The 24,534-nt window shown below is 72.1% G+C and carries 21 protein-coding genes, 4 tRNA genes and 1 pseudogene; 17 read left to right on the top strand and 9 right to left on the bottom strand.

What is annotated here, in order from left to right; all coding sequences use genetic code 11:
* The first annotated feature begins 11 nt into the window (after positions 1-11).
* The 13 genes from DEU32_RS14020 to csrA all read left to right on the top strand — a co-directional run bounded on the left by DEU32_RS14020 (position 12) and on the right by csrA (position 10,712).
* On the top strand, positions 12-308 hold the full coding sequence (locus tag DEU32_RS14020; RefSeq protein ID WP_114851094.1) for a flagellar FlbD family protein: 297 nt from the start codon (positions 12-14) through the stop codon (positions 306-308).
* Between the two features lies 1 nt (position 309).
* Complete coding sequence (locus tag DEU32_RS14025; protein ID WP_058740398.1) at positions 310-1,134, top strand: motility protein A; 825 nt, start codon at positions 310-312, stop codon at positions 1,132-1,134.
* A gap of 2 nt (positions 1,135-1,136) precedes the next feature.
* Positions 1,137-2,072: a flagellar motor protein MotB gene (locus tag DEU32_RS14030; RefSeq protein WP_114851095.1), complete on the top strand. Its 936-nt coding sequence runs from the start codon at positions 1,137-1,139 to the stop codon at positions 2,070-2,072.
* Between the two features lie 141 nt (positions 2,073-2,213).
* Complete coding sequence (locus DEU32_RS14035) at positions 2,214-3,092, top strand: flagellar motor switch protein FliM (protein WP_114851096.1); 879 nt, start codon at positions 2,214-2,216, stop codon at positions 3,090-3,092.
* Complete coding sequence (gene fliN, locus DEU32_RS14040) at positions 3,089-3,793, top strand: flagellar motor switch protein FliN (protein WP_114851097.1); 705 nt, start codon at positions 3,089-3,091, stop codon at positions 3,791-3,793. The genes DEU32_RS14035 and fliN overlap by 4 nt, the downstream gene beginning before the upstream one ends.
* A gap of 8 nt (positions 3,794-3,801) precedes the next feature.
* Positions 3,802-4,326 carry a flagellar biosynthetic protein FliO gene (locus DEU32_RS14045; protein WP_114851098.1) on the top strand — a complete coding sequence of 175 codons (525 nt, stop codon included), beginning with the start codon at positions 3,802-3,804 and terminating at the stop codon, positions 4,324-4,326.
* Positions 4,323-5,144, top strand: coding sequence for a flagellar type III secretion system pore protein FliP (fliP, locus tag DEU32_RS14050; RefSeq protein WP_114851118.1), 822 nt, complete (start codon positions 4,323-4,325; stop codon positions 5,142-5,144). The genes DEU32_RS14045 and fliP overlap by 4 nt, the downstream gene beginning before the upstream one ends.
* Complete coding sequence (gene fliQ / locus DEU32_RS14055; RefSeq protein WP_058740403.1) at positions 5,144-5,419, top strand: flagellar biosynthesis protein FliQ; 276 nt, start codon at positions 5,144-5,146, stop codon at positions 5,417-5,419. The genes fliP and fliQ overlap by 1 nt, the downstream gene beginning before the upstream one ends.
* Complete coding sequence (locus tag DEU32_RS14060; protein WP_114851099.1) at positions 5,419-6,195, top strand: flagellar biosynthetic protein FliR; 777 nt, start codon at positions 5,419-5,421, stop codon at positions 6,193-6,195. Before fliQ ends, DEU32_RS14060 begins: the two co-directional genes overlap by 1 nt.
* A 4-nt stretch (positions 6,196-6,199) precedes the next feature.
* A complete protein-coding gene (locus tag DEU32_RS14065; RefSeq protein ID WP_114851100.1) occupies positions 6,200-7,432 on the top strand; it encodes a flagellar biosynthesis protein FlhB in 1,233 nt (410 codons plus the stop codon).
* A complete protein-coding gene (locus DEU32_RS14070) occupies positions 7,429-9,483 on the top strand; it encodes a flagellar biosynthesis protein FlhA (protein ID WP_114851101.1) in 2,055 nt (684 codons plus the stop codon). Before DEU32_RS14065 ends, DEU32_RS14070 begins: the two co-directional genes overlap by 4 nt.
* Positions 9,458-10,438: a hypothetical protein gene (locus DEU32_RS14075; RefSeq protein WP_114851102.1), complete on the top strand. Its 981-nt coding sequence runs from the start codon at positions 9,458-9,460 to the stop codon at positions 10,436-10,438. Before DEU32_RS14070 ends, DEU32_RS14075 begins: the two co-directional genes overlap by 26 nt.
* Before the next feature lie 4 nt (positions 10,439-10,442).
* Positions 10,443-10,712 (top strand): carbon storage regulator CsrA, encoded by a 270-nt coding sequence (gene csrA, locus DEU32_RS14080; RefSeq protein ID WP_058740408.1) that lies wholly within the window; start codon positions 10,443-10,445, stop codon positions 10,710-10,712.
* Between the two features lie 137 nt (positions 10,713-10,849).
* Here csrA and DEU32_RS14085 read toward each other — a convergent pair whose 3' ends face one another.
* Positions 10,850-12,964: an acyl-CoA dehydrogenase gene (locus tag DEU32_RS14085; protein WP_114851103.1), complete on the bottom strand. Its 2,115-nt coding sequence runs from the start codon at positions 12,962-12,964 to the stop codon at positions 10,850-10,852.
* Positions 12,965-13,175: 211 nt separating this feature from the next.
* Between DEU32_RS14085 and DEU32_RS14090 the strand changes: the two genes are divergently transcribed.
* Positions 13,176-14,639, top strand: coding sequence for a peptide MFS transporter (locus DEU32_RS14090; protein WP_058740410.1), 1,464 nt, complete (start codon positions 13,176-13,178; stop codon positions 14,637-14,639).
* Positions 14,640-14,826: 187 nt separating this feature from the next.
* Here DEU32_RS14090 and DEU32_RS14095 read toward each other — a convergent pair whose 3' ends face one another.
* From DEU32_RS14095 to DEU32_RS14115, 5 genes are all read right to left on the bottom strand, one after another.
* Positions 14,827-15,135, bottom strand: coding sequence for a hypothetical protein (locus DEU32_RS14095; protein WP_114851104.1), 309 nt, complete (start codon positions 15,133-15,135; stop codon positions 14,827-14,829).
* A gap of 236 nt (positions 15,136-15,371) precedes the next feature.
* Entirely contained in the window at positions 15,372-18,752 is a 3,381-nt protein-coding gene (locus tag DEU32_RS14100) for an ATP-binding protein (protein WP_114851105.1), read from the bottom strand.
* Entirely contained in the window at positions 18,749-19,516 is a 768-nt protein-coding gene (locus DEU32_RS14105) for a DUF4194 domain-containing protein (protein ID WP_114851106.1), read from the bottom strand. The genes DEU32_RS14100 and DEU32_RS14105 overlap by 4 nt, the downstream gene beginning before the upstream one ends.
* Positions 19,513-21,039 carry a DUF3375 family protein gene (locus DEU32_RS14110; RefSeq protein ID WP_114851107.1) on the bottom strand — a complete coding sequence of 509 codons (1,527 nt, stop codon included), beginning with the start codon at positions 21,037-21,039 and terminating at the stop codon, positions 19,513-19,515. The genes DEU32_RS14105 and DEU32_RS14110 overlap by 4 nt, the downstream gene beginning before the upstream one ends.
* Before the next feature lie 97 nt (positions 21,040-21,136).
* Positions 21,137-21,209: transfer RNA gene (locus DEU32_RS14115), tRNA-Val, on the bottom strand.
* 366 nt (positions 21,210-21,575) lie between these two features.
* Between DEU32_RS14115 and DEU32_RS14120 the strand changes: the two genes are divergently transcribed.
* From DEU32_RS14120 to DEU32_RS14130, 3 genes are all read left to right on the top strand, one after another.
* Positions 21,576-21,647 (top strand) — tRNA-Gly (locus DEU32_RS14120).
* Between the two features lie 82 nt (positions 21,648-21,729).
* Positions 21,730-21,803, top strand: a tRNA-Cys gene (locus DEU32_RS14125).
* 15 nt (positions 21,804-21,818) lie between these two features.
* Positions 21,819-21,893 (top strand) — tRNA-Val (locus DEU32_RS14130).
* A gap of 593 nt (positions 21,894-22,486) precedes the next feature.
* Here DEU32_RS14130 and DEU32_RS17280 read toward each other — a convergent pair.
* The 3 genes and pseudogenes from DEU32_RS17280 to DEU32_RS14145 all read right to left on the bottom strand — a co-directional run bounded on the left by DEU32_RS17280 (position 22,487) and on the right by DEU32_RS14145 (position 23,869).
* Positions 22,487-22,810 carry a tyrosine-type recombinase/integrase gene (locus DEU32_RS17280; RefSeq protein WP_114851108.1) on the bottom strand — a complete coding sequence of 108 codons (324 nt, stop codon included), beginning with the start codon at positions 22,808-22,810 and terminating at the stop codon, positions 22,487-22,489.
* Positions 22,811-22,832: 22 nt separating this feature from the next.
* Positions 22,833-23,630: pseudogene (locus tag DEU32_RS17575) on the bottom strand (tyrosine-type recombinase/integrase); the annotation flags it as partial.
* Entirely contained in the window at positions 23,630-23,869 is a 240-nt protein-coding gene (locus DEU32_RS14145) for a hypothetical protein (RefSeq protein WP_208738905.1), read from the bottom strand. The pseudogene DEU32_RS17575 and the gene DEU32_RS14145, both read right to left, overlap by 1 nt.
* Positions 23,870-24,534: the final 665 nt, after the last annotated feature.

A 24,534-nucleotide genomic window follows, 5' to 3' on the forward strand; every position in this document is an offset into this window, starting at 1 on the left:
CAGGACGGGCCATGATCGTCGTCACACGACTCAACGGCAGCGCATTCGCTGTCAACCCGGACCTCGTGGAGCGCATCCAGGAGACGCCGGACACGACCCTCATCATGGTCGACGGGGCGAAGTACATCGTCCGCGAGTCCATGACCGAGGTGATCGACCTCGTCGCCGCTTACCGCGCCCGGATCGTCGGGATGGCGTACGGCACCGACGCGCAGTCCGTCCAGAACTCGGGCGGTCCCCACTCCCTTGCACCCGTCGCGGCCCTGCCGAGCAGATCGACCGACGCTCGCGCGGACGGGGGGCGCTGACGTGGACATCGCGACCATCGTCGGCATCCTCGTCGCCTTCGGCGCCCTGTTCGGCATGGCGCAGATGGAGCACGTCGAGCTCGCCGGACTGTTCCTGCCCGCCCCGATGCTGCTCGTGTTCGGCGCGACGATCGGCTGCGGCATCGCCAGCACCACCCTGAAGGACGCGATCGCCGCGTTCAAAGCGGTGCCGAAGGCGTTCACGGGCAAGGTCACGCCGCCGCAGGCCGTCATCGACGACGTCGTCGGGCTCGCCGAGACCGCCCGCTCGAACGGTCTGCTCGCGCTCGAGCAGGAGGCCGACAAGCACGACGACCCGTTCATGAAGAAGGCGCTGCAGAACATCGCCGACGGCACCGACGGGGACGAGCTCCGGATCCTGCTCGAGGACGAGATCGAGTCGAACGCCGCACCGCTGCGGAGCGCGAGCGCGTTCTTCATGGGCCTCGGCGGCTTCGCGCCGACGGTCGGCATCATCGGCACGGTGGTGTCGCTCACCCACGTCCTCGCGAACCTCGGCAAACCGGACGAGCTCGGTCCGCTCATCGCGAGCGCGTTCGTCGCGACGCTCTGGGGCCTGCTCACCGCGAACTTCCTGTGGCTCCCGTTCGGCGGCAAGCTCAAGAAGCTCGCGCAGCTCGAGTCGGACCGCCAGACCCTCCTGATGGAGGGGCTGCTCGCCGTGCAGGCCGGCAGCCAGCCCCGCCTGCTCGGTGAACGCCTGACCGCGATGGTCCCGCCGACCGCCCGCGGTGACGCGAAGGGCGGCAAGGGCGCGAAGGGCCGGGCGTCGGCGGACGTCGACGACCAGCAGCTGGCGGCCTGACCGTGAGCGCGAACCCCCGGGGCCGCGGACGCGGTCGGAAGCGCGGCGGCCACGACGAGGCCGAGCACCCCGACGAGCGGTGGATGGCGTCCTACATGGACATGATCACCGTCCTGATGTGCATGTTCCTCGTCCTGTTCGCGATGTCGTCGGTCGACCAGCAGAAGTTCATCGCGCTGAAGACCTCGCTCGCGACCGGCTTCGGCGAGGTCAAGTCCGACAAGATCGACACGGCGTCCGGCACGGTCGTGTCGAAGTCGCAGGTCACGAAGGACGGCAAGGGCTACGCGACCGACAAGTCGAAGGCCGAGCACTCCACCGCGGCCTCCGGCGCGAAGGACACCAACGTCGACCCCGCGTCCACGGTGGTCCCGCCGGTCGCGTCGAAGGCCGACCTGGCCGCCGCGCAGCACGAGCTCGACGACCTGAAGGCGATCGAGTCGGCGATCCAGGGCAACCTGGACAAGGCCGGCGAGCAGGCGAACGTGCAGTTCACGGTCGACGCGCGCGGGCTCACGGTCCGGCTGATCGGCAGCGAGACCTACTTCGGCACGAACAGCGCCGACCTCTCCGACCAGGCGCGGCGGATCATGGACGCCATCGCGCCGGTCCTGCGGACGAGCAACCACGACGTGAGCGTCGAGGGGCACGCCGACCAGCGGAACTCGACCGCGCCGTACGCCACGAACTGGGAGCTCAGCGCCGCCCGGGCGACGGGCGTGCTCCGCGACCTGGTCGAACGTGGCGGGATGCCCGGCGAGCACGTGCAGAGCGTCGGCTTCGGGTCGAGCCGCCCGCTCGCGAAGGGCGACTCGGACGCCGACCTCGCGCTGAACCGCCGCGTCGACATCGTCGTGCTGTCGAACGCGGACCAGGACGTCAGCAGCCTGATGCCCGCGCTCGCGACCGCGCAGGACGGAGCACGCGCCGCCGGCTGACACACGACGAGCGAACACATGCCGGAGCGCCCCGGCGCAGCGGCACAGCGGGATGGCAACCGACGAGGCGCACGCGCCCCACCGGCCCCAGTCCGGGGGCCAGCACTGACGCGCGCCCGCCGGCGGCCGACAGACGCACCCGTGACCGAGACCCTGCCAGCGCCCGAGGTGTACGACTTCGCGCGCCCGTCGACGCTCGCCCGCGAGCACGCCAGGGTCCTCGAGCTCGCCTTCGAGACCTTCGCCCGGCAGTGGGGCACGCAGCTGACCGCCAAGGTCCGCGCGGTCAGCCAGGTCACCTGCGAGCAGGTCGAGATGACGACGTACGACGAGTACGCCGCGTCGCTGCCGGCCCTGACCGGCATGGTGCTCCTGCCGATCGCCGGCATCGCGCCGAAGGGCGTCTTGCAGGTGCCGCTCGACGCCGCCCTGACCTGGGTGTCGCACGCCCTCGGCGCCTCGAAGCCGCTGCCGACCCCCGACCGCACCTTCACCCCGATCGAGCAGGCCCTCGTGCGGAAGATCGTCGAGGACGCCCTCGACGACCTGCGCTACTCGTTCGGCGGGCTCCTCACACACGAGGTCGTGACCGGCGGCTTCCAGTTCAACAGCCAGTTCGCCCAGGCCGCGCAGAAGGGCGACCTGATGATCGTCGCCTCGTTCGCGATCCGCGTCGGCGACCGCGTCGCACCGGGGACCCTCGCACTGCCGGCCGAGGCGCTCCTGCCGCAGCTCGGCGAGGACACCTCGAGCGTCACCGCCGCCGACGCGAAGGCCCTGCTCGACGCGCAGCTCGCAGCGGTCCCGGTCGGCGTCAGCCTGCGCTTCGCGCCGGCCACCGTGCTCCCCGCCCGGGTCCTCGGCCTCGCGGTCGGCGACGTCCTGCCGCTGCCGCACCCGCAGCACCGCCCCCTCACCATCGCCGTCGACGGCGAGCCCGTCGGCACGGCCGCCGTCGGCGCGAACGGTTCGCGTCTCGCCGGCATCGTCGTCACGACCACCACGGAGCAGCACGCATGACCACGACCACCCTCCACACCGCAGCCGCCGAGTCGCTCGCGGCGCAGCTCCCGACGGCGGCCCCCCTGTCCGCGGTGGCACAGCCTGGAGGCGCGCCCGCGGTCGTGCTCGAAGCGGCGGCCGACGCGGTGGTCGCGTCCTTCGTCGGCGGCCTGTCGGCCGACCTGGCCCTGGTGCTCACCGACCTGGAGGCCGTGGTCGCCGCCGGCGGCACCGACCACGGGATCGTCGCGGTCACCGACGTCCTCCGCCCGTCCCTCGAGGCCGCCGCCGGGGTCCTCGGCGTCGGGGTCCTCGGCGAGGCCCGCCGCGAGTCGGCCGCGTCGCTGTTCGCCGACCCGGAGACCGTCGTGTTCGCACTGACCGCCGGCGGCGTCGCCGGCGGGTGGTTCGGCCTCCGCGTCCGCGAGAACGGCACCGTCTCGGCCCCGGCCGCCACGCCCGCCCTGCCGACCGGGAACCTCGGCCGGATCAACAACGTCGAGATGACGCTGACGGTCGAGATCGGCCGCACGCGCATGTCCGTCCGCGACGTCCTCGGCATGGAACCGGGCGCCGTCGTCGAGCTCGACCGCAGCGCCGGGGCCCCCGCGGACGTCCTGCTGAACGGTCGGCTCATCGCGCACGGCGAGGTCGTCGTCGTCGACCAGGACTACGCGGTCCGCATCACGAAGATCCTCGACGTCGCCGAGAGCGTCTGAGCCCGGCCGTGGACACACTGGTCATCGTCCTCCGCGTCGCCCTGTCGCTCGGCGTCGTGCTCGCCCTGATGTGGGTGCTGCACCGCCGCGTGTCGAAGGGGCAGCTCGGCCGTCCGAAGGCCCGCGGCCGCCGCGCCGCGTCCGTCGAGGTCGTCGGGCGCACCGGCATCGGGGGCAAGGCGAGTGTCGTCGTGGTCGACGTCGAGGGGGAGCGCCTCGTCCTCGGCGTGTCCGAGCACGGGGTCGCGCTGCTCACGAGCGGACAGGCACCCGCGCCGGAGCCCGAGCTCGCGATCGTCACGTCCGCCGACCGGTTCCGCGCCGAGCTGGAGCAGCAGGACGACTCCGCCACGATCCTCCCGGTCGGAGCGGCCGACACGACCGAGGTGACGGCGCCGCTGCCCATGCGTCCGCGCAACCGACGTCCGCAGCGCACCGTCGTGCCGACCAACCGTCAGCTGCACGGTTCGATCCTGTCCGCCGACACGTGGCGGCAGGCCGCGGCCGCGCTCCGCGACCGGCGGGCCGGGTGACCGCCGCACGCGTCGGCCGCCTCGTCACGCTCGTCCTGCTCGGCGCGGCGGTGCTCGCCGGCCTGCTGCTCCTGGACCCGACCGGCGCGCACGCCGCCGGGGTCGTCCAGCCGAGCGCTCCCGCGACGCCCACCCCGCCCGCGACCGGGGACTTCAGCGTCAGCGTGAACGGTCCGGACGGCAGCCCGTCGTCGGCCGTGGTGACGCTCCTCGGCATCACGCTCCTCAGCGTCGCCCCGGCGCTGCTGCTCATGATGACGTCGTTCACGAAGATCTTCGTGGTCCTCGCGATGACCCGGAATGCCCTCGCGCTCCAGGGCATCCCGCCGAACCAGGTCCTCGCCGGACTCGCGCTCTTCCTGTCGCTCTTCGTGATGGCACCGGTGCTCGGGCACATCAACGACGACGCCCTGCAGCCGTACCTGGCGGGGCACGTCGACTTCGCGACGGCGGTCGAGGTCGGGACGAAGCCGCTCCGCACGTTCATGCTGCACCAGACGCGCGAGGAGGACGTCGCGCTCATCACCCGCGCGGCCGGACAGGCCAACCCGAAGGACATGGACGCCGTCCCGATGACGACCGTGATCCCGGCGTTCGTGATCTCCGAGCTCCGCAGCGCGTTCATCATCGGGTTCGTCATCTTCATCCCGTTCCTGGTGATCGACCTCGTCGTGTCCGCGGCGCTCATGTCGATGGGCATGATGATGCTCCCGCCGGTGATGATCTCGCTGCCGTTCAAGATCCTGCTGTTCGTGCTCGTCGACGGGTGGGGGCTCATCATCCAGTCGCTCATCCAGAGCTACCAGGTGGTGCACTGATGAACCAGCAGGCCGTCATCGACCTCACACTCCAGGCGCTCCTGGTGTCGGCGAAGCTCGCCGCCCCGGTCCTCGTGACCTCGCTCGTCGTCGGGTTCGCGATCTCGCTGTTCCAGTCCGTGACCCAGATCCAGGAGGTCACGCTCTCGTTCGTGCCGAAGGCCGTCGCCGTCGCGATCGCCCTGGTCGTCTGCGGCAACTGGATGATCTCGGAGATGGTGGCCTTCACGCACGTCGCGTTCGACATGATCCCGAAGCTGCTCGGGACCGGCTGATGGACCTCGTCGTCGACGGCGCGCGGCTCGAGGCCACGATGCTCGCCGGGGTGCGGCTCGTGGCGTTCTTCGTCATCGCGCCGCCGTTCTCGTACCGGGCGTTCCCGGCGACGATCAAGGTCGTCCTCGGGCTCGCCCTGGCGATCGGCCTCGCGCCGCACGTCGGCGCCGGGTACGTGCAGGCGGACACCGGGGCGTTCCTCCTCGCCCTCCTCACCCAGCTCGCGGTGGGGCTCGGGCTCGGGTTCCTGGTGTTCCTCGTCTTCGCCGCCGTGCAGTCCGCCGGTGCGCTCATCGACCTGTTCGGAGGGTTCACCCTCGCGCAGGCGTTCGACCCGCAGTCCCAGGTGAACGGCGCGCAGTTCACCCGGCTGTTCCAGATGGCGTCCCTCGCGCTCCTGTTCGCCAGCGGGGGCTACCAGCCCATCGTCGGCGGACTCGTCCGGTCGTTCGACGCGGTGCCCCTCGTCGGCACCGACGGTGCACCCGGCACCTTCGCGGTCGGGTCACTCGCGGCGCTGCTCGTCACCGCGATGTCGCAGATGTTCCTCGCGGCGCTGCAGATCGCCGGCCCGCTCGTCGTCGTGCTCTTCCTGGCGGACGTCGGACTCGGGCTGCTCACCCGGGTCGCACCCGCGCTGAACGCCTTCCAGATGGGCTTCCCGATCAAGATCGGGCTGACCGTCGTGTTCGCCGGCGCGCTCTTCATGGCCCTGCCCGCGGTGGTGTCGTCCCTCACCGGGGACGCCGTCGCCGCGATCACCGGACGGGGGTGACGGCGTGTCCGACGGCGGCAGCGGGGAACGGTCCGAGCGGGCCACCCAGAAGCGCATGCAGGAGGTGCACCGGAAGGGGCAGCTCGGCCGGTCGCAGGACCTCGGCGCCTGGGTCGGGATCGCGACGGCGGCGCTCATGATGCCCGCCGCGATCGGCAGTGCCGCCTCGGCCGGGCAGGAGCAGCTGCACGTCGTGCAGCGGGTGATCGCCGACCCCACGACCGCCACGGCGCGGCAGGCGCTCGTCGACGCGTTCGCCTCGATCGGGGCGACGCTCGGCCCGATGCTCGGCGTCGTCGCGGTCGCCGTCGCGGCGGTGTCCGTCGCGCAGGGCGGGGTGCACTTCCGTCGGATGACCCCGCAGCCGGACCACTTCGACCCGGTCGCCGGGATCAAGCGGGTGTTCGGCGTGCAGGCGCTCTGGAACGGGGTGAAGGCGCTGCTCAAGACCGCGGTCGTCGGGCTCGTGCTCTGGTTCGCCGTGCAGTCGCTCGTGCCCGTGCTCATGACGAGCGGCTCGCTGCCGCTGTCCGCGGTGCTCGACGCCGCCGCGGCCGGCACCGGGACGCTCCTGCGCGCCGCCGTCGCCGCGGGGCTGCTCCTCGCCGCGGTCGACGTCTTCGTGGTTGTCCGGCGCAACCGGAAGCGCACCATGATGACCAAGCAGGAGGTCAAGGACGAGTCGAAGCACAGCGAGGGCGACCCCCTCGTGAAGTCGCAGCGACGCTCCCGCCAGCTGGCGATGAGCCGGAACCGGATGGTCGCCGCGATCGGGGACGCCGACGTCGTCATGACGAACCCGACCCACTACGCGGTCGCGCTCCGCTACGAACCGGGGAAGTCCGCTCCACGGGTGACCGCGAAGGGTGCCGGGCCGGTCGCCGACGTCATCCGCGCCAGGGCCGAGGAGGCCCGGGTACCGATCGTCCGCGACGTCCCGCTCACCCGGGCGCTGCACGCCGCGTGCGAGCTCGGGCAGGAGGTCCCGGTCGACCTCTACACGCCCGTCGCCCGCGTCCTGTCGTTCGTGATGGCCCTCAAGGCCCGCGGTGCCGCGGCGGGCACGCACGCCGCACCCCGTCCGACCACCCCGGCCGAGGTCGCCGCCGTCCTCGACCCCGCCACCCTCAGCGGCGACCTGCGTCCGCGCCGGCTCCGCCCGTCCCGTCCCGCCGCCGACGCGGCACCCAGCCCGTCGTCGTCCGCGACCTCCGATCCGCAAGGGGTTCCCGCATGAACCGCAAGGACCTGCCGAAGCTCGCCGTCCCCGTCTTCATCGTCGGGATCGTCCTGCTCCTGATCCTGCCGGTGCCGTCGTTCCTGCTCGACGTGCTCATCATCTGCAACATCCTGCTGGCGCTCGTGATCCTGCTCACGACGCTGTTCGTGAAGAAGCCGCTCGACTTCTCGGTGTTCCCCTCGCTGCTGCTCGTCGCGACGCTGTTCCGGCTCGGCCTGAACGTCGCGTCCACCCGGCTCGTGCTCGGCGAGGGGTTCGCCGGCGACGTCATCCAGGCGTTCGGCCACGTCGCGGTCTCCGGGTCGGTGATCATCGGCGCGGTCGTGTTCCTCATCCTCGTGGTGATCCAGTTCGTCGTCGTCACGAAGGGCGCCGAGCGCGTCGCCGAGGTCGGGGCGCGGTTCACCCTCGACGCCATGCCGGGCAAGCAGATGGCGATCGACGCCGACCTGAACGCCGGGCTCATCACGGACGCCGAGGCGAAGGAGCGCCGCGCGGCCGTCTCCGCCGAGGCCGACTTCTACGGTGCGATGGACGGCGCATCGAAGTTCGTCAAGGGCGACGCGATCGCGGGCATCCTGATCATCGTCATCAACCTCATCGGCGGCATCGCGATCGGCATGCTGCAGAACGGCCTCTCGATCACCGACGCCCTGTCGAAGTACGGCATCCTGACGATCGGCGACGGGCTCGTCACGCAGATCCCGGCGCTCCTGATGGCGGTCTCGACGGGCATGATCGTGACCCGGTCCGGCGCGGAGACCGAGATCGGCGCCTCGGCGACGAAGCAGCTGACCCAGTCCCGCAACGCGCTCATGATCGCCGGGGTCGCCGCGATCGCGATGGGCTTCATCCCCGGCATGCCGATCCTCCCGTTCCTGCTCATCGGCGCCGGCCTGCTGTTCGCCGGCTGGCGGCTCGCCCGGCAGGCGAAGCGCGAGGAGCAGGCCGCCGAGCAGCAGCAGGCGCTCGAGGCCGCGGCGCCCACGTCGGACAGCCCCGAGGACCTGCTCGAGCAGATGCGCGTGCACGCCCTCGAGATCCTGCTCGCCCCCGACCTGGTCGACATGGTGTCCGGCGCCTCGGACGACCTGCTCGGCCGGGTCCGCGCGCTCCGCCGGAAGATCGCCGTCGACATGGGGATCGTCGTGCCCCCGGTCCGGACGCGGGACAGCATCGACCTGCCGCCGGCGACCTACGCCATCCGGATCGCCGGCGTCGAAGCCGGGCGGGGGACCGCGCCCGCGCGGAGCGTCCTCGCGCTCGGCGACCAGCTGGACGGACTCCCCGGCGCGGTGACGGTCGAGCCGGTGTTCGGGCTCGCCGGCAAGTGGGTCCCCGCCGAGCTCCGGCACGCGGCGGAGATGACCGGGGCGACCGTGATCGACCGGGTCTCCGTGCTCGTCACCCACCTGCAGGCCGTGATCGGGGACAACGCCGCACGGCTGCTCACGCGCGAGGACGTCAAGGTCCTCACCGAGGGCGTCAAGCAGGTGAACCCGGCCGCGGTCGAGGAGCTCGTCCCCGGCATGCTCTCGCTCGCCGAGGTGCAGCGCGTGCTCCAGGGCCTGCTGTCCGAGCGTGTCCCGATCAACGACCTCGGCCGGATCTGCGAGGCGCTCACCCTCCGGGCCAAGGTCTCGACGGACCCCGAGGGACTCGTCGAGGCGGCCCGCGCCGCCCTCGGTCCGGCCCTGCCCGCGCGCTACGCCGAGGACGGCACGCTCCGGGTGATCATGATCGACCCGCTCCTGGAGCAGTCGATGCTCGAGGGGCTCCGGCCGTCCGAGCAGGGCACCCAGATCGTGCTCGACGCGCACCGCATCGAGCAGGTCCTCGGGTCCCTCCGCGACGCCGTGCGCTCGGTCGAGGAACAGGGGCTCTCCGCCGTCCTGGTGTGCGCCCCGCAGCTCCGCCCGGCCGTGCACCGCATGGTCTCCGCCCAGGCGAACGGCCTGCCGGTGCTGTCGTACCAGGAGGCCACCGCCGCGGGCTCCACCATCGAGACCGTGGGGGTGGTCCGTGCCGCCGATCCGATCGCTGCGTAGGGGCCCGACGCTCGAGGCGGTCCGCGAGGCCGTCCGCGCCGAGTTCGGCACCAGCGCCCGCATCGTCTCCGCCGAGCGCGTCACGTCCGCCGGCATCGGCGGGCTGTTCCGCCGCGCCCACGTCGAGGCGGTCGTCGAGGTCGCCGACCCGACCACCCCGCCCGTCGCGCGGGTCGCGATCGCGGACGGTCCGGTCGTGCGGGTCGGCATCGCCGCGCTCCTCGCCGACGCCGAGGCGGCCGAGGACCGCACCGCCCGCTCCGACGGCACCGCGACGGCGCGGGCCGACGCGTTCGCGTCGGTGCTCGACGGGTTCGTCGCGGACGGGATCGCACCGCGCGGGGCTGCGGCTGCGTCCGTGCCGGCATCCGTGCCCGCATCCGTGCCAGCGGATGCATCCGTGCCCGTGCCCGTGCCGGTGCCGGTGCGCGGACCTGCTGGGGCCGGCCCCGAGCCGGACGCGGGCCTGGTCGACGGGGGCGGGTCGCGCCTCCAGGACGGTGTCGGCGACCAGCCTGGAGGCGCGGTGCCACCGGTCCTGTCGGCCCCCGTCGTGCCGGCGGTGCGGTCCGCCGACGGCGACCTGGTCCTGCTGGTCGGCCGACCGACCGACGTCGACGCAGCGGCCGGCGTCTTCGCGACGCGGCACGCGCTCCAGCCGACCGACGCCGCCGACCGGCGGGCCGGCATCCTCGCCCGGGCCGCCGGCGTGCAGGCCGGGCACGCGCTGCTCGGCGTCGCCGCGTGGGACGACGTCGCGACGACCGAGGGCCTCGCGCCGGATCAGGTGTGGGTCGTCGTCGACGTCGGCCGGAAGCACGAGGACACCGTGGCGATGGTGTCGGCGGTGGCGTCGCGCACGCCCGTCGCGGGGATCGTGGCGATCGGCGCGGGGGAGACCGCCACGCCGGAGTCCGTGCACCGGTTGGGGGTCCCGGTCCTGTCGCTAGGCTGACGGGGTGCTGGTACTCACGCGGAAGGTCGGCGAGCGGATCCTCGTCGGTGACGACGTCGTCATCACGGTGCTCGACAGTCGCGGGGACGGCGTGCGGATCGGCATCGACGCACCGCGCGGGGTGAAGATCCAACGCGAGGAGGTCGTGCGCGCCGTGACCGAGGCGAACGCCGAGGCGGCGGCTGCCGCCGCGTCCGCCGGTGCCGCGGGGCCGGACGACGCCGAGGCGCGGCTGCGGGCGGCGCTGGGGCGCACCGCGCCGGACCCCGACTGAGGCGTTCTGCGCCGGACCTCGCGCCGGGGCGCTCCGCGCCGGACCCCGACCGGGGCGTTCTGCGCCGGACCCCGACCGAGGCCCGGCGCTCCTGCGGCTCCGGCTGGGACCCCGCCACCTGCCCTGGCTGCGGCTCGCTACGGCCGGGGCTTCTTCTCCTGCTCGGGCAGGCGTCCGGCGGCGGCCTCGGCCGCGAACCACGCCGCTGCCTCCTCCTGCCGGGCACGCTCCTCGCCGAGGGCGATCGGCGCCCGGACGTGCTCCGGCTCGTAGCCGAACGACTCGATCAGCTGCGGGACGATCGGTCGGATGCGCGCGACGAGTCGGTCGACGTAGGCCGACACCGCGCGACCGCGCTGGGCCGACAGCCGACCGTGCAGCAGGTACCAGTCCAGGTGCTGCTCGAGCAGCCCGAGGGCGAACAGGTCGCGCAGCCAGACCAGCGTGCGTCGGGTGTCGCCGGGGGCGACCTCCTCGATCGCGTCCGTGAACGCCTCCCACTGCATGAGCTCCGCGTGCGCCTTCGCCGCCTCGATCAGCTCGTGCTGCGAGCGGTTCAGGAGCTTCGCCGCCTTCGCTCGGTCCTTGCCGGCCGAGGCGAGCCGCAGTCCGATCTCGGTCACCATCGTGTCGACGCGGCCCTGGAGCAGCTCGCGCTGCGTCCGGGGGTCCTGCAGGTCGGTGACGGAGGCCGCGAGCGAGCCGCGGTCGGCGACGGTCTGCCCGAGCCGGCGCAGGCCGGACGCGTCGGCGAGCTTCGCGGCCGCCTGGGCGGCGACGAAGCGGGCCGTCGACGCCGGGTCGCGCGGGGCGCGGGCGCGGAAGTCGGTGAGGAGCCGCTTGCCGACGAGCTGCAGCAGGATCGTGTTGTCGCCCTCGAACGTCACGTAGACGTCGAGGTCGGCGCGGAGACCGGTGAGGCGGTTCTCGGCGAGGAACCCGGCGCCACCGCAGGCCTCGCGGCACTCCTGCAGGGTCTCGAGCGCCGACCAGGTCGACATCGACTTGAACGCCGCGGCCTGGGTCTCCAGGTCCTCGCGGCGCTGCGGGGTGTCCTCGCGCCCGCTGAACACGTCGTCGAACGTGCGCAGGAGCTTCTCGTGCGCGAACGACTGCGCGAACACCGTCGCGAGCCGGGGGATCAGGCGACGCTGGTGTCGGCCGTAGTCGAGCAGCACGCCCTCGTCACCGCCGCCGGTCGGGAACTGCCGACGCTCCATCGCGTAGGTCAGGGCGATCTGCAGCCCGATCTTCTGCGCGACCACGGCCGCACCGTCGAGCGAGACCCGACCCTGCACGAGGGTGCCGAGCATCGTGAAGAAGCGGCGTCCGGGCGAGGCGATGGGGGAGCTGTACGTGCCGTCCTCGGCGACGTCGCCGTACCGGTTGAGCAGGTTCGTGCGGGGGACCCGGACGTGGTCGAACCAGAGCCGGCCGTTGTCGATGCCGTTCAGGCCGCCCTTGACGCCGTCGTCCTCGCCGCCGACGCCGGGCAGGAAGGCGCCCTCGACGTCGCGGAGCGGCACGTAGAAGGCGTGCACGCCGTGGTCGACGCCCGCGGTGACGAGCTTCGCGAACACGACGGCTGCTCTGCCGTGCAGGGCTGCGTTGCCGATGTAGTCCTTCCACGCACCGCGGAACGGCGTGTGGATCTCGAACTCCTGCGTCGCCGGGTCGTAGGTCGCCGTCGTCGCGATGCTCTGGACGTCCGAGCCGTGCCCGGTCTCCGTCATGGCGAAGCAGCCGGGCACGTCGAAGCGGATGATCCCCGGCAGGAACTCGCGGTGGTTCCGCTCGGTGCCCAGGTGGTGCACGGCCGAGCCGAACAGTCCCCACTGCACGCCGGCCTTGATCTGGAGCGACGGGTCGGCGGTGGTCAGCTCCTCGAACGCAGCGAGGTTGCCGCCGTGGTTCTCCTGCCCGCCGAACTCGAGCGGGTACGGACGCTGGATCGCGCCGGCGTCGACCAGGATGCGGAGCTGCTCGAGCGCACGGGCACGGTGCTCGGGGACCGGCTGGCCCTCGATCTTGTGCACCGCGGGGTCCTTCGTCAGTCGACGGGAGATACGGCGGTCCTCGGCCCACCGTCCGAGCAGGAGCTCGCCGAGGAGCGTCGTGTCGATGCGGACGTCGGTGTCCGTCGAGCCGACCGGGGTGCCGGCCGCCGGGTCGCCGGCGGCGCTGGCGTTCGGGGCCTCGGTCGCCGGGGCTGCGGTCGTCGAGCTGGGGCGTGCGGGTGCGGTGTCGACCATGCGTGGAGCCTTCCTGAACTGCTCTGTCCGTGTTGCAGAACCCACGCTAGGCACCGCGACCGACAGTCGCGTGAACGCCGTGTCCGCCGCACAAGACCGTCGCGCTGCCCGGCGCGCGCGTGGTGGGAACCCTCCAAAACGCGCCGGAGGGATTTTGTTCGCACCCCTGCTCGATTCGGCCGTCGTCGCGAGCGCGGGGCACAGTGGACGGATGTCCAGCACCACCGCACCCGACTCCCGGGAGCACAAGCGCACCTTCTTCGGGCAGCCGTTCGAGCTGTCCACACCGTTCGCGGTCGAGCTCTGGGAACGGTTCTCGTTCTACGGCATGCAGGGGATCGTCCTCCTGTACATGTACTACACGGCGTCGCAGGGCGGCCTCGGCATCAGCGAGGGAATCGCCACCGGCATCATGGGCGCCTACGGCGGCGCGGTGTACCTGTTCACCATCGTGGGGGCGTGGGTCGCCGACCGGCTCGCGGGTGCGGACCGGACCCTGTTCGGCAGCGCGATCGTCGTGATGGCCGGGCACGTGGCACTGGCGCTCGTCCCGGGGGTCGCCGGGGTCGGGATCGGCCTGGTGCTCATCGCGCTCGGGTCCGGTGGCCTCAAGGCGACCGCGACCACCATCGTCGGCGGGCTGTACAGCCGCGACGACCCCCGGCGCGACGCCGGCTTCTCGCTGTACTACCTCGGCGTGAACCTCGGCGCGTTCGCCGGCCCGCTGCTCACCGGGTTGCTGCAGAGCACCCTCGGCTTCCACTTCGGCTTCGGACTCGCGGCGATCGGCATGGCCGCGGGGCTCGTGCAGTACGCGATCCGCCGTCCGAAGCTCCCGGACGCCGTCCGGCACGTCACGAACCCGGTCGACCGTCGTCGGCTGCCCCTGCTCGGCGGGATCGTCGCCGTCGTGCTCGTGCTCGTCGTGGTGTCCGTCCTGACGGGGTTCCTGACCGTGCGGAACCTGCCGACCGTCGTGGTCGCCGTCGTGGTCGTCGCGACGATCGCCTACTTCGTCGTGATCCTGTCGAGCGGACTCACCGCCGACGAGCGGTCCCGCGTCGTCGCCTTCATCCCGCTGTTCATCGCGAGCGCGGTGTTCTGGTCGCTGTACCAGCAGCAGTTCACCGTCGTCACGGTGTACTCCGACCAGCGCTTGGACCGGTCGTTCTTCGACTGGACGATGCCGGTCTCGTGGATCCAGTCGATCAACCCGGTGTTCATCATCGTGCTCTCCGGCGTCTTCGCGGCGATGTGGACGAAGCTCGGTGCCCGACAGCCCTCGACCCCGACGAAGTTCGCGCTCGGCACGGGCATCATGGGCATCGCGTTCCTGCTGTTCCTGCCCTTCGTCGGCACCGGGGAGAACGGCACGCCGCTCGTGGCCCTCGTCGCGATCCTGCTCGTCTTCACGCTCGCCGAGCTGCTGCTCTCACCCGTCGGGCAGTCCGTCGCGACGAAGCTCGCGCCGCCGAAGTTCCAGACGCAGATGGTCGCGCTGTTCTTCCTCTCGGTGTCGCTCGGCACCGCGGTCACCGGTGTCCTGTCGGCCTACTACGACCCGACGGACGAGGCCCCCTACTTCACCGTGCTCGGCCTGGTGGCGGTCGTCGTGGGTGTCGTGCTGCTCCTGCTCGCGAAGCCGGTGCTGAAGGCCATGCGGGGCATCCGGTAACCTGGAGCGGACCAGCCCGACCCCGTCACCACAGGAGTCCACCATGCTCGAACTCATCGCAGGCGTCATCATCGGCATCGGCGTCCTCGGGGGCATCGGCTTCTGCATGGCCGTCGCCGCGATGATGAAGAGCGGCTCCGAGGAGTACTAGGCCGCTCGCCGCCCCGGGACCCGTCGCGGCCCGGGGTCACTCCGCCGGTTCGACCGGCACCAGTTGACGACCCAGGACGGTCGCGCGCTCGAACGGGCCGCGGCCGTCCTCGGTGTGTACGGGCTCGTCGAAGGCGACCACCCACGTGCGCTGGACGCCGCCGAGCTGGTTCCCGCCCGGCGCCACGACGACCCCGACGGGCTCGCCGACCCAGCGGTCCCCGCCGCGCTCCGACGGGACGACCCGGACGAGGGCGCCGATCCCGATGCCGCTCCCGCTCCCGTAGCGGCTCCCGTCGCCTGAGGCGTCGTCGGGCCGGGGGCGGGGAGGTCGTCGTCCGAACACCCGCTCACCGTACCGTGCGTCCCCGGACGCCCCGGACGCCCCGAACGCCCCGGACGCCCCGGTCGCTTCGGACGCCCCGGTCGCGCCCGGACGCCCCCGGACCCCGAGCGCGGCTCCGCGAGCGTGCACGACGTGCCGCGTGCGTGTTGCCCGGTGGGCGCAAAGTGTCGGCGGGGGACGGCGAGCGTGCCACATGTGGCACGCGCGTCCGCCCCCTCGCCCCGCCTGCGCCGCGCCTACGCCCGGGAGATCTCCGTGATGGACGAGTGGCCCGTGTCGGGGTGCTTCCGCATCGACAGCAGCCGCTCCATCGAGGGTTCGAGCGCGGTGACCTTGTCGAGCGGCGCACTCACCACGAGCTGGAACCCGAGTCGGAGCCACGCCGTCACGGCCCGCCCCGCGAACTCCGAGTCCGCCTTGATGAACGCCTCGTCGAGGAACACCGGCGCGAACCGGGGCCGCGGACGGGTCTCGTCGCCGAGCTGGTAGCGCAGGGCCGCCCCGACGATGAACGCCACGAGCTCCTGCGTCTCGCCGCCGGACTTGTCGCCGAGCGAGGAGTACACGCCCAGGTCGTTGCCGTCGACGTCGTACCGGACGGCCGTGATCTCCATGTGCCGGCGGACGTCGAGCACCGCGTCGCGCTGCGTCGTGCGCCCACGGGACCCGCCCGGCTCCGGCCGGATGACGGCCATGAAGCGGCGGAGCCGTCGGAAGCGGGTCTCGAGCACGTCGTCGGTCAGCTCGGTGTCGACCGAGGCCGACAGGGCGCGGAGCTCCCGGCGGAACGCGGTGACGTCCTCGCGCGTGACCCGGCGGATCTGGATCTTCAGACGGTCCCGGTTCGCACCGAAGGGCAGCTCGCGGAGGATCTCGTTGACGGGTTCGAGCCGCTCCTCGATCTCGACGACCGCCCGGTCGAAGGCCCCGGCGAGCGGGACGAGGTCCTCGCCGCTCCACTGCGACAGCCGTCGACGCCACTCGGTGCGCCGGGCGTGCAGCCCGGTGGCGACGATCTCCTCGAGGATCGCGTGGTAGTCCGGCCACGACGCGACGGCGGTGCCGAGGTTCGGGTCCGGCCACGCGTCCTGGTACCGCTGGAACGTCACGGTCAGGGCGTTCGAGGCCGCCGCAGCCCCGTCGAGCGCCTGGGTGAGCCGCTCCTCGAGTCGCCGGCGCAGGCGGCGGGTGGCGTCGTCGAAGCCGTCGATGCCCTCGGGGGCGCCGACCTCCTCGAACGTCTCGGCCAGCAGCTGTGCCTGTGCGTCGTCCGGCACGCTCCCCGGTGCCGATTCGAAGCGCTCGAGGATCTCTGCGGCGGCGTCCTGCCCGTCGACGAGCACCGCGTGGCGCTCCTCGAGCCGGGTCACCTGCTGCCGGGCGCTCGCGCGTCGGTCCGCAGCCTCGTCCAGGGACCGGCGGAGGCGGGCCACGGACTCGCGGAGCGTGCGGAGGCCGTCGTCCGCGGCGAGCAGGGCCTGGCGCTCGGCGTCGAGCCGCGCGAGCGACTCGTCCGCACCGGCGACGTCGATGCCGTCCCACGTCGCGTCCACCAGGTGCTGGTGGGCGGCGCGGACGACGTCGAGCCCGGCGAGGTCCTGGGCCACGTCGGTCCGGCGGGCCTCGAGGGTCGCGAGGTCCTGCGCGATCGCCGCGAGCTCCTGCTCGACCGCGGCCACGCGGGCCTCGTTCGTGAACCCGATGACGTTCGACTGCCGGCGGTCGCCGTGCGCGCCGCGCTTGCCGTCGCGGAGCTGGCCGGATGGGGTGACCCGCCGGCCGCCACCACCGAGCTCGGCGGCGGTGTCGACGCAGCGAGCGTCGATCCGGTCCGACTCGATGCGCTCCCGCACCCACGTGCTGAAGGGGGAGTCCTTGATGGTGAGCTTGCCGGAGACCATCGCGGGGTCGCCGTCGAGGTCGAGGTGCGGGCCGGTCGGGACGCCCTCGAACTGCACCCGGACGGGCAGCCGCAGGGCGTCGATCGCCTGGCTGAAGTCGGCGAGCCGGTCCTGGTCGACCAGGAGCGTGCGGGCGACGGGCGCCAGGACGGACTCGATCGCCGTGCGCCACTGCTCCTCGCCGGGGAGCACGTCGAGCAGCTCCGCGACGTACGGCAGCGACTCGGGGTCGATCCCGGCCGCGCGCGCCATCGCCAGGCGTGCCTCGTGCATCGGCAGCGGCATCGCGCCCTGCCGGTGCTCGAGCGACTGCCGCTCCTGCCGCAGGGTCCGCTCGCGGTCGAGCAGCGGGTACTCCTCGCGGGTCAGCGCGTCGCGGCGCTCGTCGAGGGCGACGCGCTGCTGGGCGACCGAGCCGAGGAACTCCCGCGAGGTCCGCTGCGCCGCGCCGAACGCGGCCTCGGTGTCGAGCGTCAGCCCGAGCGGCGCGGTGCGCTCCTCGAACGTGGCCCGGGTCCGGGCGATGGTGTCCCGCTCGCGCGTGCCGCGGTCGATGCGGTCCTCGAGCTGCGCGAGCGCGTTGCCGCCCTGGTCGCGCAGTCGCCCCTCGGCCTCGCGGAGCTCGATCTCGACGGCCGCGTGCCGGGCCTCGGTCGCGGCGACGTCGGCGCGGGCCGCCGTGCGCTCGCGGGTGTTCCGGTCGACCTCGGCGTCGAGCAGGGCGCGCTTGCGGGACGCCGTCCAGTGCGCGAAGGGGGAGACCTCGGCGCCGGGGGCGATGCCGTCCAGTGCCGCCGCGGCCGCGCGGGACCGCTCGATCTCGGCGTGGAGGTCGACGATCGGCTCGAGGATGCGGACCTTGCGCTCCTCGGTGTCCATCGCCTCGTAGGCCTCGTCCAGGGCGGAGAAGTGCGCGAGCGCCCGGTCGGCGGCGTCGTACGTCCCAGGCGTCTCGAGCACCAGGGACTTGTACAGCGCGTCGACGGTCGGCAGGTGCTGGCCGGCCTGGATGCGGGCGAGCAGGCGCATCGCCCGGTTGCCGCCGCCCGAGTCGCCGATCCCGAGCCGGGTCTGCAGCGTGTACGCGAGCTCCTGGTAGGTGTCCCGCACCACGAGCCCCGGCACCCGGCTGGTCAGCTCGAGGTGGTGGAACCGGGACGGCACGAACTCCTCGAGCCGGCGCAGGTCGAACGTGTCGTCGACCGTCGCCATGGTCATCTGGATGTCGCCGACGCCCCGCGCCCGCTTCGGCACGACGTAGGTCCGCAGCACGGTGAAGCGCCGTTCGTCGTCGTTCCGGAACGTCACCGCGACCGCGCCCCACGTGGTCTGGTCGTCCCCGCGCAGGTTGACGTCGCGCAGGGCGCCGGTCTCCGGGTCCCGTCGCGTGTCGACCTTGCCGCGCAGGTAGGTGAGCAGGTTGCGCTGGTCGGCGCTCCGGGCGCGCCCGGTGGTCGCGTCGTTCGACGCGCCGTTGAACGGCACGTCCGACGGCATCATGACCGCCAGGTACGCGTCCATCAGGGTCGACTTGCCGGTGCCGGAGGCGCCGGAGATCAGCGTCGCGGTGCCGGACAGCTCGACGTGCCGGTGGCCGTGGAAGCCGCCCCAGTTGACGACCTGCATCGACTCAGCACGCCACTGCGCGACGGTTTCGAAGAGCGCGTCCATGCCCCAGGCGGGCACGCCGGCGGGGTCGGTCGCGGTGTCGGTCATGCGCTCGGCTCGCCTTCGTCGTCGGTGTCGGTGGGCTCGGCCGGGAGGCTCGTCCCGGCGCCGTCCGTCGGCTCGCCACCGGCGGCGGTCGCGTCGCGCAGCCAGTGCTCGAGCTCGCGGAGCTGCTCGAGGGGGAGGAGCACCTCGACGACGCTGGCCACCCGGAAGCGGTCCGGGTCGGAGGTCCTCACGAGGACCCGGGCGGTCACCAGGCGGTCGATCGCCTTCGCGACGCGGGACTCGTCTCGGGTGCGGTCGGTCGACGGCGGGAGGAACCCGGCGACGTGCCCGGTGATCTCGGACCGGTCGACGACGACCTGGTCCAGGCCCGGGCGGGGGTCGGCGCGCAGCCGCATCCGCAGGTAGACGAGGACGATCGTCTCCTCGCGCGTGTACGGGACGTCGCGCAGCAGCGTCGGGAAGGCCCGGCGCTGGCTCTCCGAGCGGGCCTGGCGCTTCCAGGCGACCTCGCGGTCCCGGTCGACGTGCAGTTCGAGGAACAGGTCGTTCAGCCGCGAGCGGAGCTGGTGCTCGCCGTCCAGCACCGCGCGCCACTCGTCGGCGTGCGTGCGGGCGCTGACGTACGTGCTGCGGAGCAGCGCGACGAGCGCGCGCCGCTGCGGCTCGTCGAGCCGTCCCTCGTCGCCCTCGAAGAGGGCGAACGTGGTCTCGTCGCGTTCGTCGTCACCGGTCGTGTCGACGACGCCGAGGTCCGTCTCGTCGCGGTCCACGCTGTCGACGGGAGCCGTCGTCGTGTCGCTCACCGTGCCTCCTGGCCGTTGTCGTGGTCGTGCTGGGTGTCCGCCGGCGCGCCGGTCAGGGACGCCGTGGGCATGTGGAAGGTGACCGGCTCGCCGTCGGGACGCACCGTGCGGTGCGGGACCACGTGCGTGGCGGTCTCGAAGTCGTCGTTCCCGGTGAGCAGGTGCGCCAGGCCGAACAGCTCGACCGGCCGGCGCTGCTCCGGCGGGAGCGCGTGGAAGGCGTCGGCGCTGTCCGCGGCGTCGCGGAGCGCCGCGCGGAGTTCCGCCAGGAGCGGGCCGCCGTGCCGACGGAGGCTCTCGACGTCGAGTTCCTCGAAGACGTCGTCGTCGGGCTCCTCGATGGGCGGCGGGACGGCGTCGTTGTCCGGGTCGTGGAAGCGTTCGCGGAGCGTGCCGACCTCGGCCGTCGCGGGGAGCAGGCCGAGCGGGACGCGGTCGCGGGCGCTGCCCTGCTCGATCCACGACGCCAGGCCGCGGTTCACGGAGCGGAGCACGGCGTCGAGCTCGCGGTCCCGGACGACGTCGTGTGCCACGATCTGGTCGCGCAACGTCGCGGTGAGCTGCCGGCGCTGGGCGAGGACGTCCTCGATGCCCTGGCGGAGGATGCCGACCGTGTTGCGGAAGGCCCGGCGCTCCCCGGACCCGAGCGTGTCCGCGAACGGGTGGGCCAGGATCGTGGCGATGTCGTCCCGGAGCCGCAGGAGCAGGGCGTCGTCGCGGAGGAGCTCGAACGCGCCCTCGAACGCGCGGCCCTCCGGCGTCGCCTGCATGAGGTCGTCCGTGCGGGCGAGGTAGTCGTCGAGGATCTCGCCGATCGGGCGGACCTCCTGCCGGAAGTCCTCGACGATCGAGCGGTGCATCGCGGCGACGGCCTCCTCGACACGCCTGAAGTCGCTCGGCAGCTGCCGGATGAGGTCGGAGATGTTCGTGTAGCCGTCGCGCATCCGGTGGTCGTCGACCGTGGCGACCTCGTCGCCGTTCGCCAGGCGGTCCCGCTCGGCCTGCAGCTCGGCGATCTGCGCGTCGAGCCGTCGGACCTGCACGTCGGGGTCCGGTTCGGCGCGCGCCGCCCACCGGTGCACGGCGTCGACGATCATGGCGAGCCGGCTCTCGCTGATGAGGGCCCGGTCGGCGGCCAGTGCATCGACCATGCTCAGGGCCTCGAGGGCGTGGCTCGTCAGGGAGTACTGCTCGTCGCCGTCGGGGGAGTTCGAGCGCACGAGCCACTGCGCCGCCACCCAGTCGCGGCAGAGCGCACGGCCGTTCGGACGCGCGGTGGTGTCCGTCGGCTCGCCCGAGGTCTGGTCGCTCGCGGGCACGCGCGCGCCCGTCGCCTGCAGACGCGCGACGTGCTCCTCGACCTGCAGGTGCATGCGGTCGGCGGGGACGTACTGGACGTCGCGGTCGAACACCGTCCGGAACACGGCGAGGACGGCGGCGCTCGTCGGGCGGGACATGAGCCGGAGCGTCGGGCGGTCGAGGACCGCACGGACGCGGGCGAACTCGAGGTCGACGTCGGTCATGGGGCGCTGCTGTCTTTCGGTGCGGGAAGACGAAGAGCCCGACGCTGTTGCGCCGGGCTCTTCGTTGGTGGTGTTCTTCAGGCCCTAGATGGACACGTGGGCGATACCAGACTCGAACTGATGACCTCTTCGGTGTGAACGAAGCGCGCTACCAACTGCGCCAATCGCCCCCTGCACTTGGGTGCCTGTCGATAGTAGCGGACGTTGGAGGGTGTGCCGAACACGTGCCGCCGCCCGGGTGTGGCGCGGTCGGCCGCGGGCACAGCTGCACTGCTCGACGGCGTGCTCGGCGGGACGTCTCCGGTGCTCACCGGTGAACGATGGAGCAGACGACGTCGGGTTCCCGCTCCCGACTCGACGGTCGCTGCTCCATCGAGGGCGGCGGATGGCGTCGGACCGGCCTGGATCCGCATGAACACGGGGGACACGCCCGGTGAACGGGGAGGATTTTGGCGGATGCCGTCCGGTTCGTATAGAGTTCTTCTCGTCGCCGCGACAGCGGAGAGACAGGGGCGGTCCTCGGGCCGCTTCGAAGTGCGGATGTGGCGCAGTGGTAGCGCATCACCTTGCCAAGGTGAGGGTCGCGAGTTCGAATCTCGTCATCCGCTCGAGTGTGGGAGTCTCCGGACGACCACGACTCACCAGAGGGTATCCCACCGTTCGGGTACTCACGGAGACGTGAACCTCGATGGTGGGGTGGCCGAGAGGCTAGGCAGCGGCCTGCAAAGCCGTCCACGCGGGTTCGAATCCCGTCCCCACCTCCAGATCCACACTCCCCTGGGCGATTGGCGCAGCGGTAGCGCGCTTCCCTGACACGGAAGAGGTCACTGGTTCGATCCCAGTATCGCCCACCAGCCGAAAACCCCCGGAAATCCGGGGGTTTTCGTGTTTCTCCACGCGTTGCCCAAGGCTCGGATCAGGTGCCGTGGCACGGTTCTGGCACGATCAGCGAAAGCTTCCACCGCCCTACGTCTCGCCCGATGTCGGGTAGGCGACGCGTCAAGAGATCCGGTCGATCGACGCGTCCTGATCGCACCATGTCGTCGATGCGCGACAGTCGGCGCGTGCCCGTGATGCGAGCGACGTCGCAAAGAGCCCGATGGAATCAGGCCCTGGTGCTCGCAGCCGAGGCACGGCAGGTACTACCTGGCTCGACGCAAGGACGTCGCCGGGCGGCGGTCCGGTTCGGCAGGACAAGGCGTCCCCGACCTGATGCACGGGCTCTTCGGGTAGCGCTCGAGACGTGTCCTTCGAGTAAGGATGATCCGGGAAGTCGAACCCGACGCATGAGTCCTTCCCGCGCGCGCGTCGCTCGGTTCCGATGCTCCGCGGGCGGTGCGCAGCCGTGCTGTCAGCTACTGGAAGCAAGCATGAAAGCCGAATGCCGGCCTGTCGACGAATCGAACAGGCCGGCACTCGGCGCGAAGGATGAAGGGGGAGAGGGCGGTCAGAGCCGGTCCGCGATGCCCGCTCCAGAGGCGAGGTCGCCGAGCTTGGTGACTAGCGGGTCGAAGTCGGCCGGGAAGAGTCCGGTGTAGACATCGAGCGTGATGCTCGGCTTGGCGTGACCGAGCATGCCCTGCACGAGGGGCACGGTGGCGCCCGCGGAAACCCCGAGGCTCGCGGCGGTGTGCCGCAGGTCGTGCGGGGTGAGCTTCGGGAAGTGCTGCACGACCGCTCCGCGCGCGAAGTTGCTCGTTGGCCAGCTTGCGATCGCACGCCGGACGGCTGGAGCGAAGACTCGACGCCGCCAGGTCGAGAGCCTGAGCATGCCGCCCCCCCGGCCCGGTGAAGACGAGGTCGTGTGCCTCACGCCCTGCCGAGCGTCGTCGGAGCGGCTCCATGACCTGCGGCACTCCCGGAACCTGTCGAGCCTTGCCGTTCTTGGGCGGACCGAGCACGAGCTCGCCCCTGACCTCGGTCGCGGACCTGCGGACGTGCACGACGTTGTTCGCGAAGTCGAGGTCGGCGAACGTGAGAGCCGCGGCTTCGCCGAACCGCAGTCCTGAGAACGCCAGGAAGGCGATGAGCATCCGGTCGCGCTCCTGCGCTTCGTCGAGGAGGTGCGCGACCTGCGGGGCGCTGAGGTAACCGTGCTCGCGCGTCACCACCGTGGGCAGCTTGACTCCTCGCGCCGGGTTCCCGGTCAGTAGGCCCTGCTCGACACACTCCTCGAGGACGCCCCCTAGGATCTGGTGCGCCTTCTGGATCGTTTGCGCACCGGCGCCGGCGGCGTGGATGGACTCCACCCAGGCTCTCACCGACTTCTTCGTGAGCGCCTCCAGGGACGTCTCGCTCCAGTACGGCGTGATCCACTTGCCCGCAACGGCCGCACGGTTCGCGACCGTGGTAGCGGCGAGCGTCGCGCGTCGAGCGAGGAACTCGTCGATGAACGGGCCGAGCTTCTGCGACAGGTCGGACTGAGTGCGGTAGTTCGGCTTGCTCATTGCGATGAGGTTCGCCGCGGACCAGACCTTCGCGTCACGCTTGGTCCGAAACCCACGCTTCCGCGTCCTTCCGCCGTCCGGCATCGTGTACCCGACCTCGAACCGCTTGCCCTTCGCCGTCTCGTATTCACGGATCGTGGCCATCAGGCAGCCACTCCGTTGTGCGATACGCGCGTCTGCTCGACATAGTCGAGCAGGTCACCGAGGCGATAGGCCACGGAGCGGCCGACCTTGATGTACGCGGGACCGCGGCGGAGGTAGCGCCGCTGGGCGAGCGTCCCGACGGACGTGAGGAGGAACGATGCGGCTTCAGCCGGTTTGAGGAGAGCCGCATACTTCTGGGTGAGCTCGCGGGTCTCCGATTCCGCGGTCAGGCGGCTCAAGGACGTGGGCATGGGCAGTTCGCTTTCGGTGCTGGACGTAACGGGCTTCGTCAGCTCGTTGCCTCCCGGAGTGGGTGACACACCGTCTATGCGCGAACGCCACATCAGCCGTGGTGAAGGAGGCTAATCCCAGGTCACGTCGGCGAGTCGTCCTCCGCTGATGGGACGGGCTCGGTTTGTACGGAAGACCTCCGTCACTTCAGGCGTTCAGCGAGGCTCGACGCCGGGGCCCCTGGTGCTCTCGTTGAGCGAATCGTTCTCCGAACGGGCCGGTTGCGGCCATGCGTTACGGTTCCGGAACTCACGTCGTAGCCGCTGCCCCGATGACCGTCGATGACGCCGTCATCGGTAGCAGGACTGTCTGCGGCAGACCTGCCGCGCACGAATTCTCTCCGTGATCACCAAGGATGAGATGCCAGTGACTTTGACAGAAGCCAGTGCGGTCGACCGGATCGCGCGGAGTGGCGTCCGGTCCGTATGGCGCTTCCTCTTTGCATCGGGATACTCGTGCTGACCGAGGGCGTCGGGGCACTGCGTCGTCACCTCCCAGGAATCCCCGCCGTGCGCGGGGGGGGGGGGGGGGGGGGGGGGGGGGGGGGGGGGGGGGGGGGGGCCGGGGGGGGGGGGTGGGGGTGTTTGTTGAAGAAACACGCGCGCCCCCCGCG

The sequence above is a fragment of the Curtobacterium sp. AG1037 genome, from assembly GCF_003349855.1.
Lineage (GTDB): Bacteria > Actinomycetota > Actinomycetes > Actinomycetales > Microbacteriaceae > Curtobacterium > Curtobacterium citreum.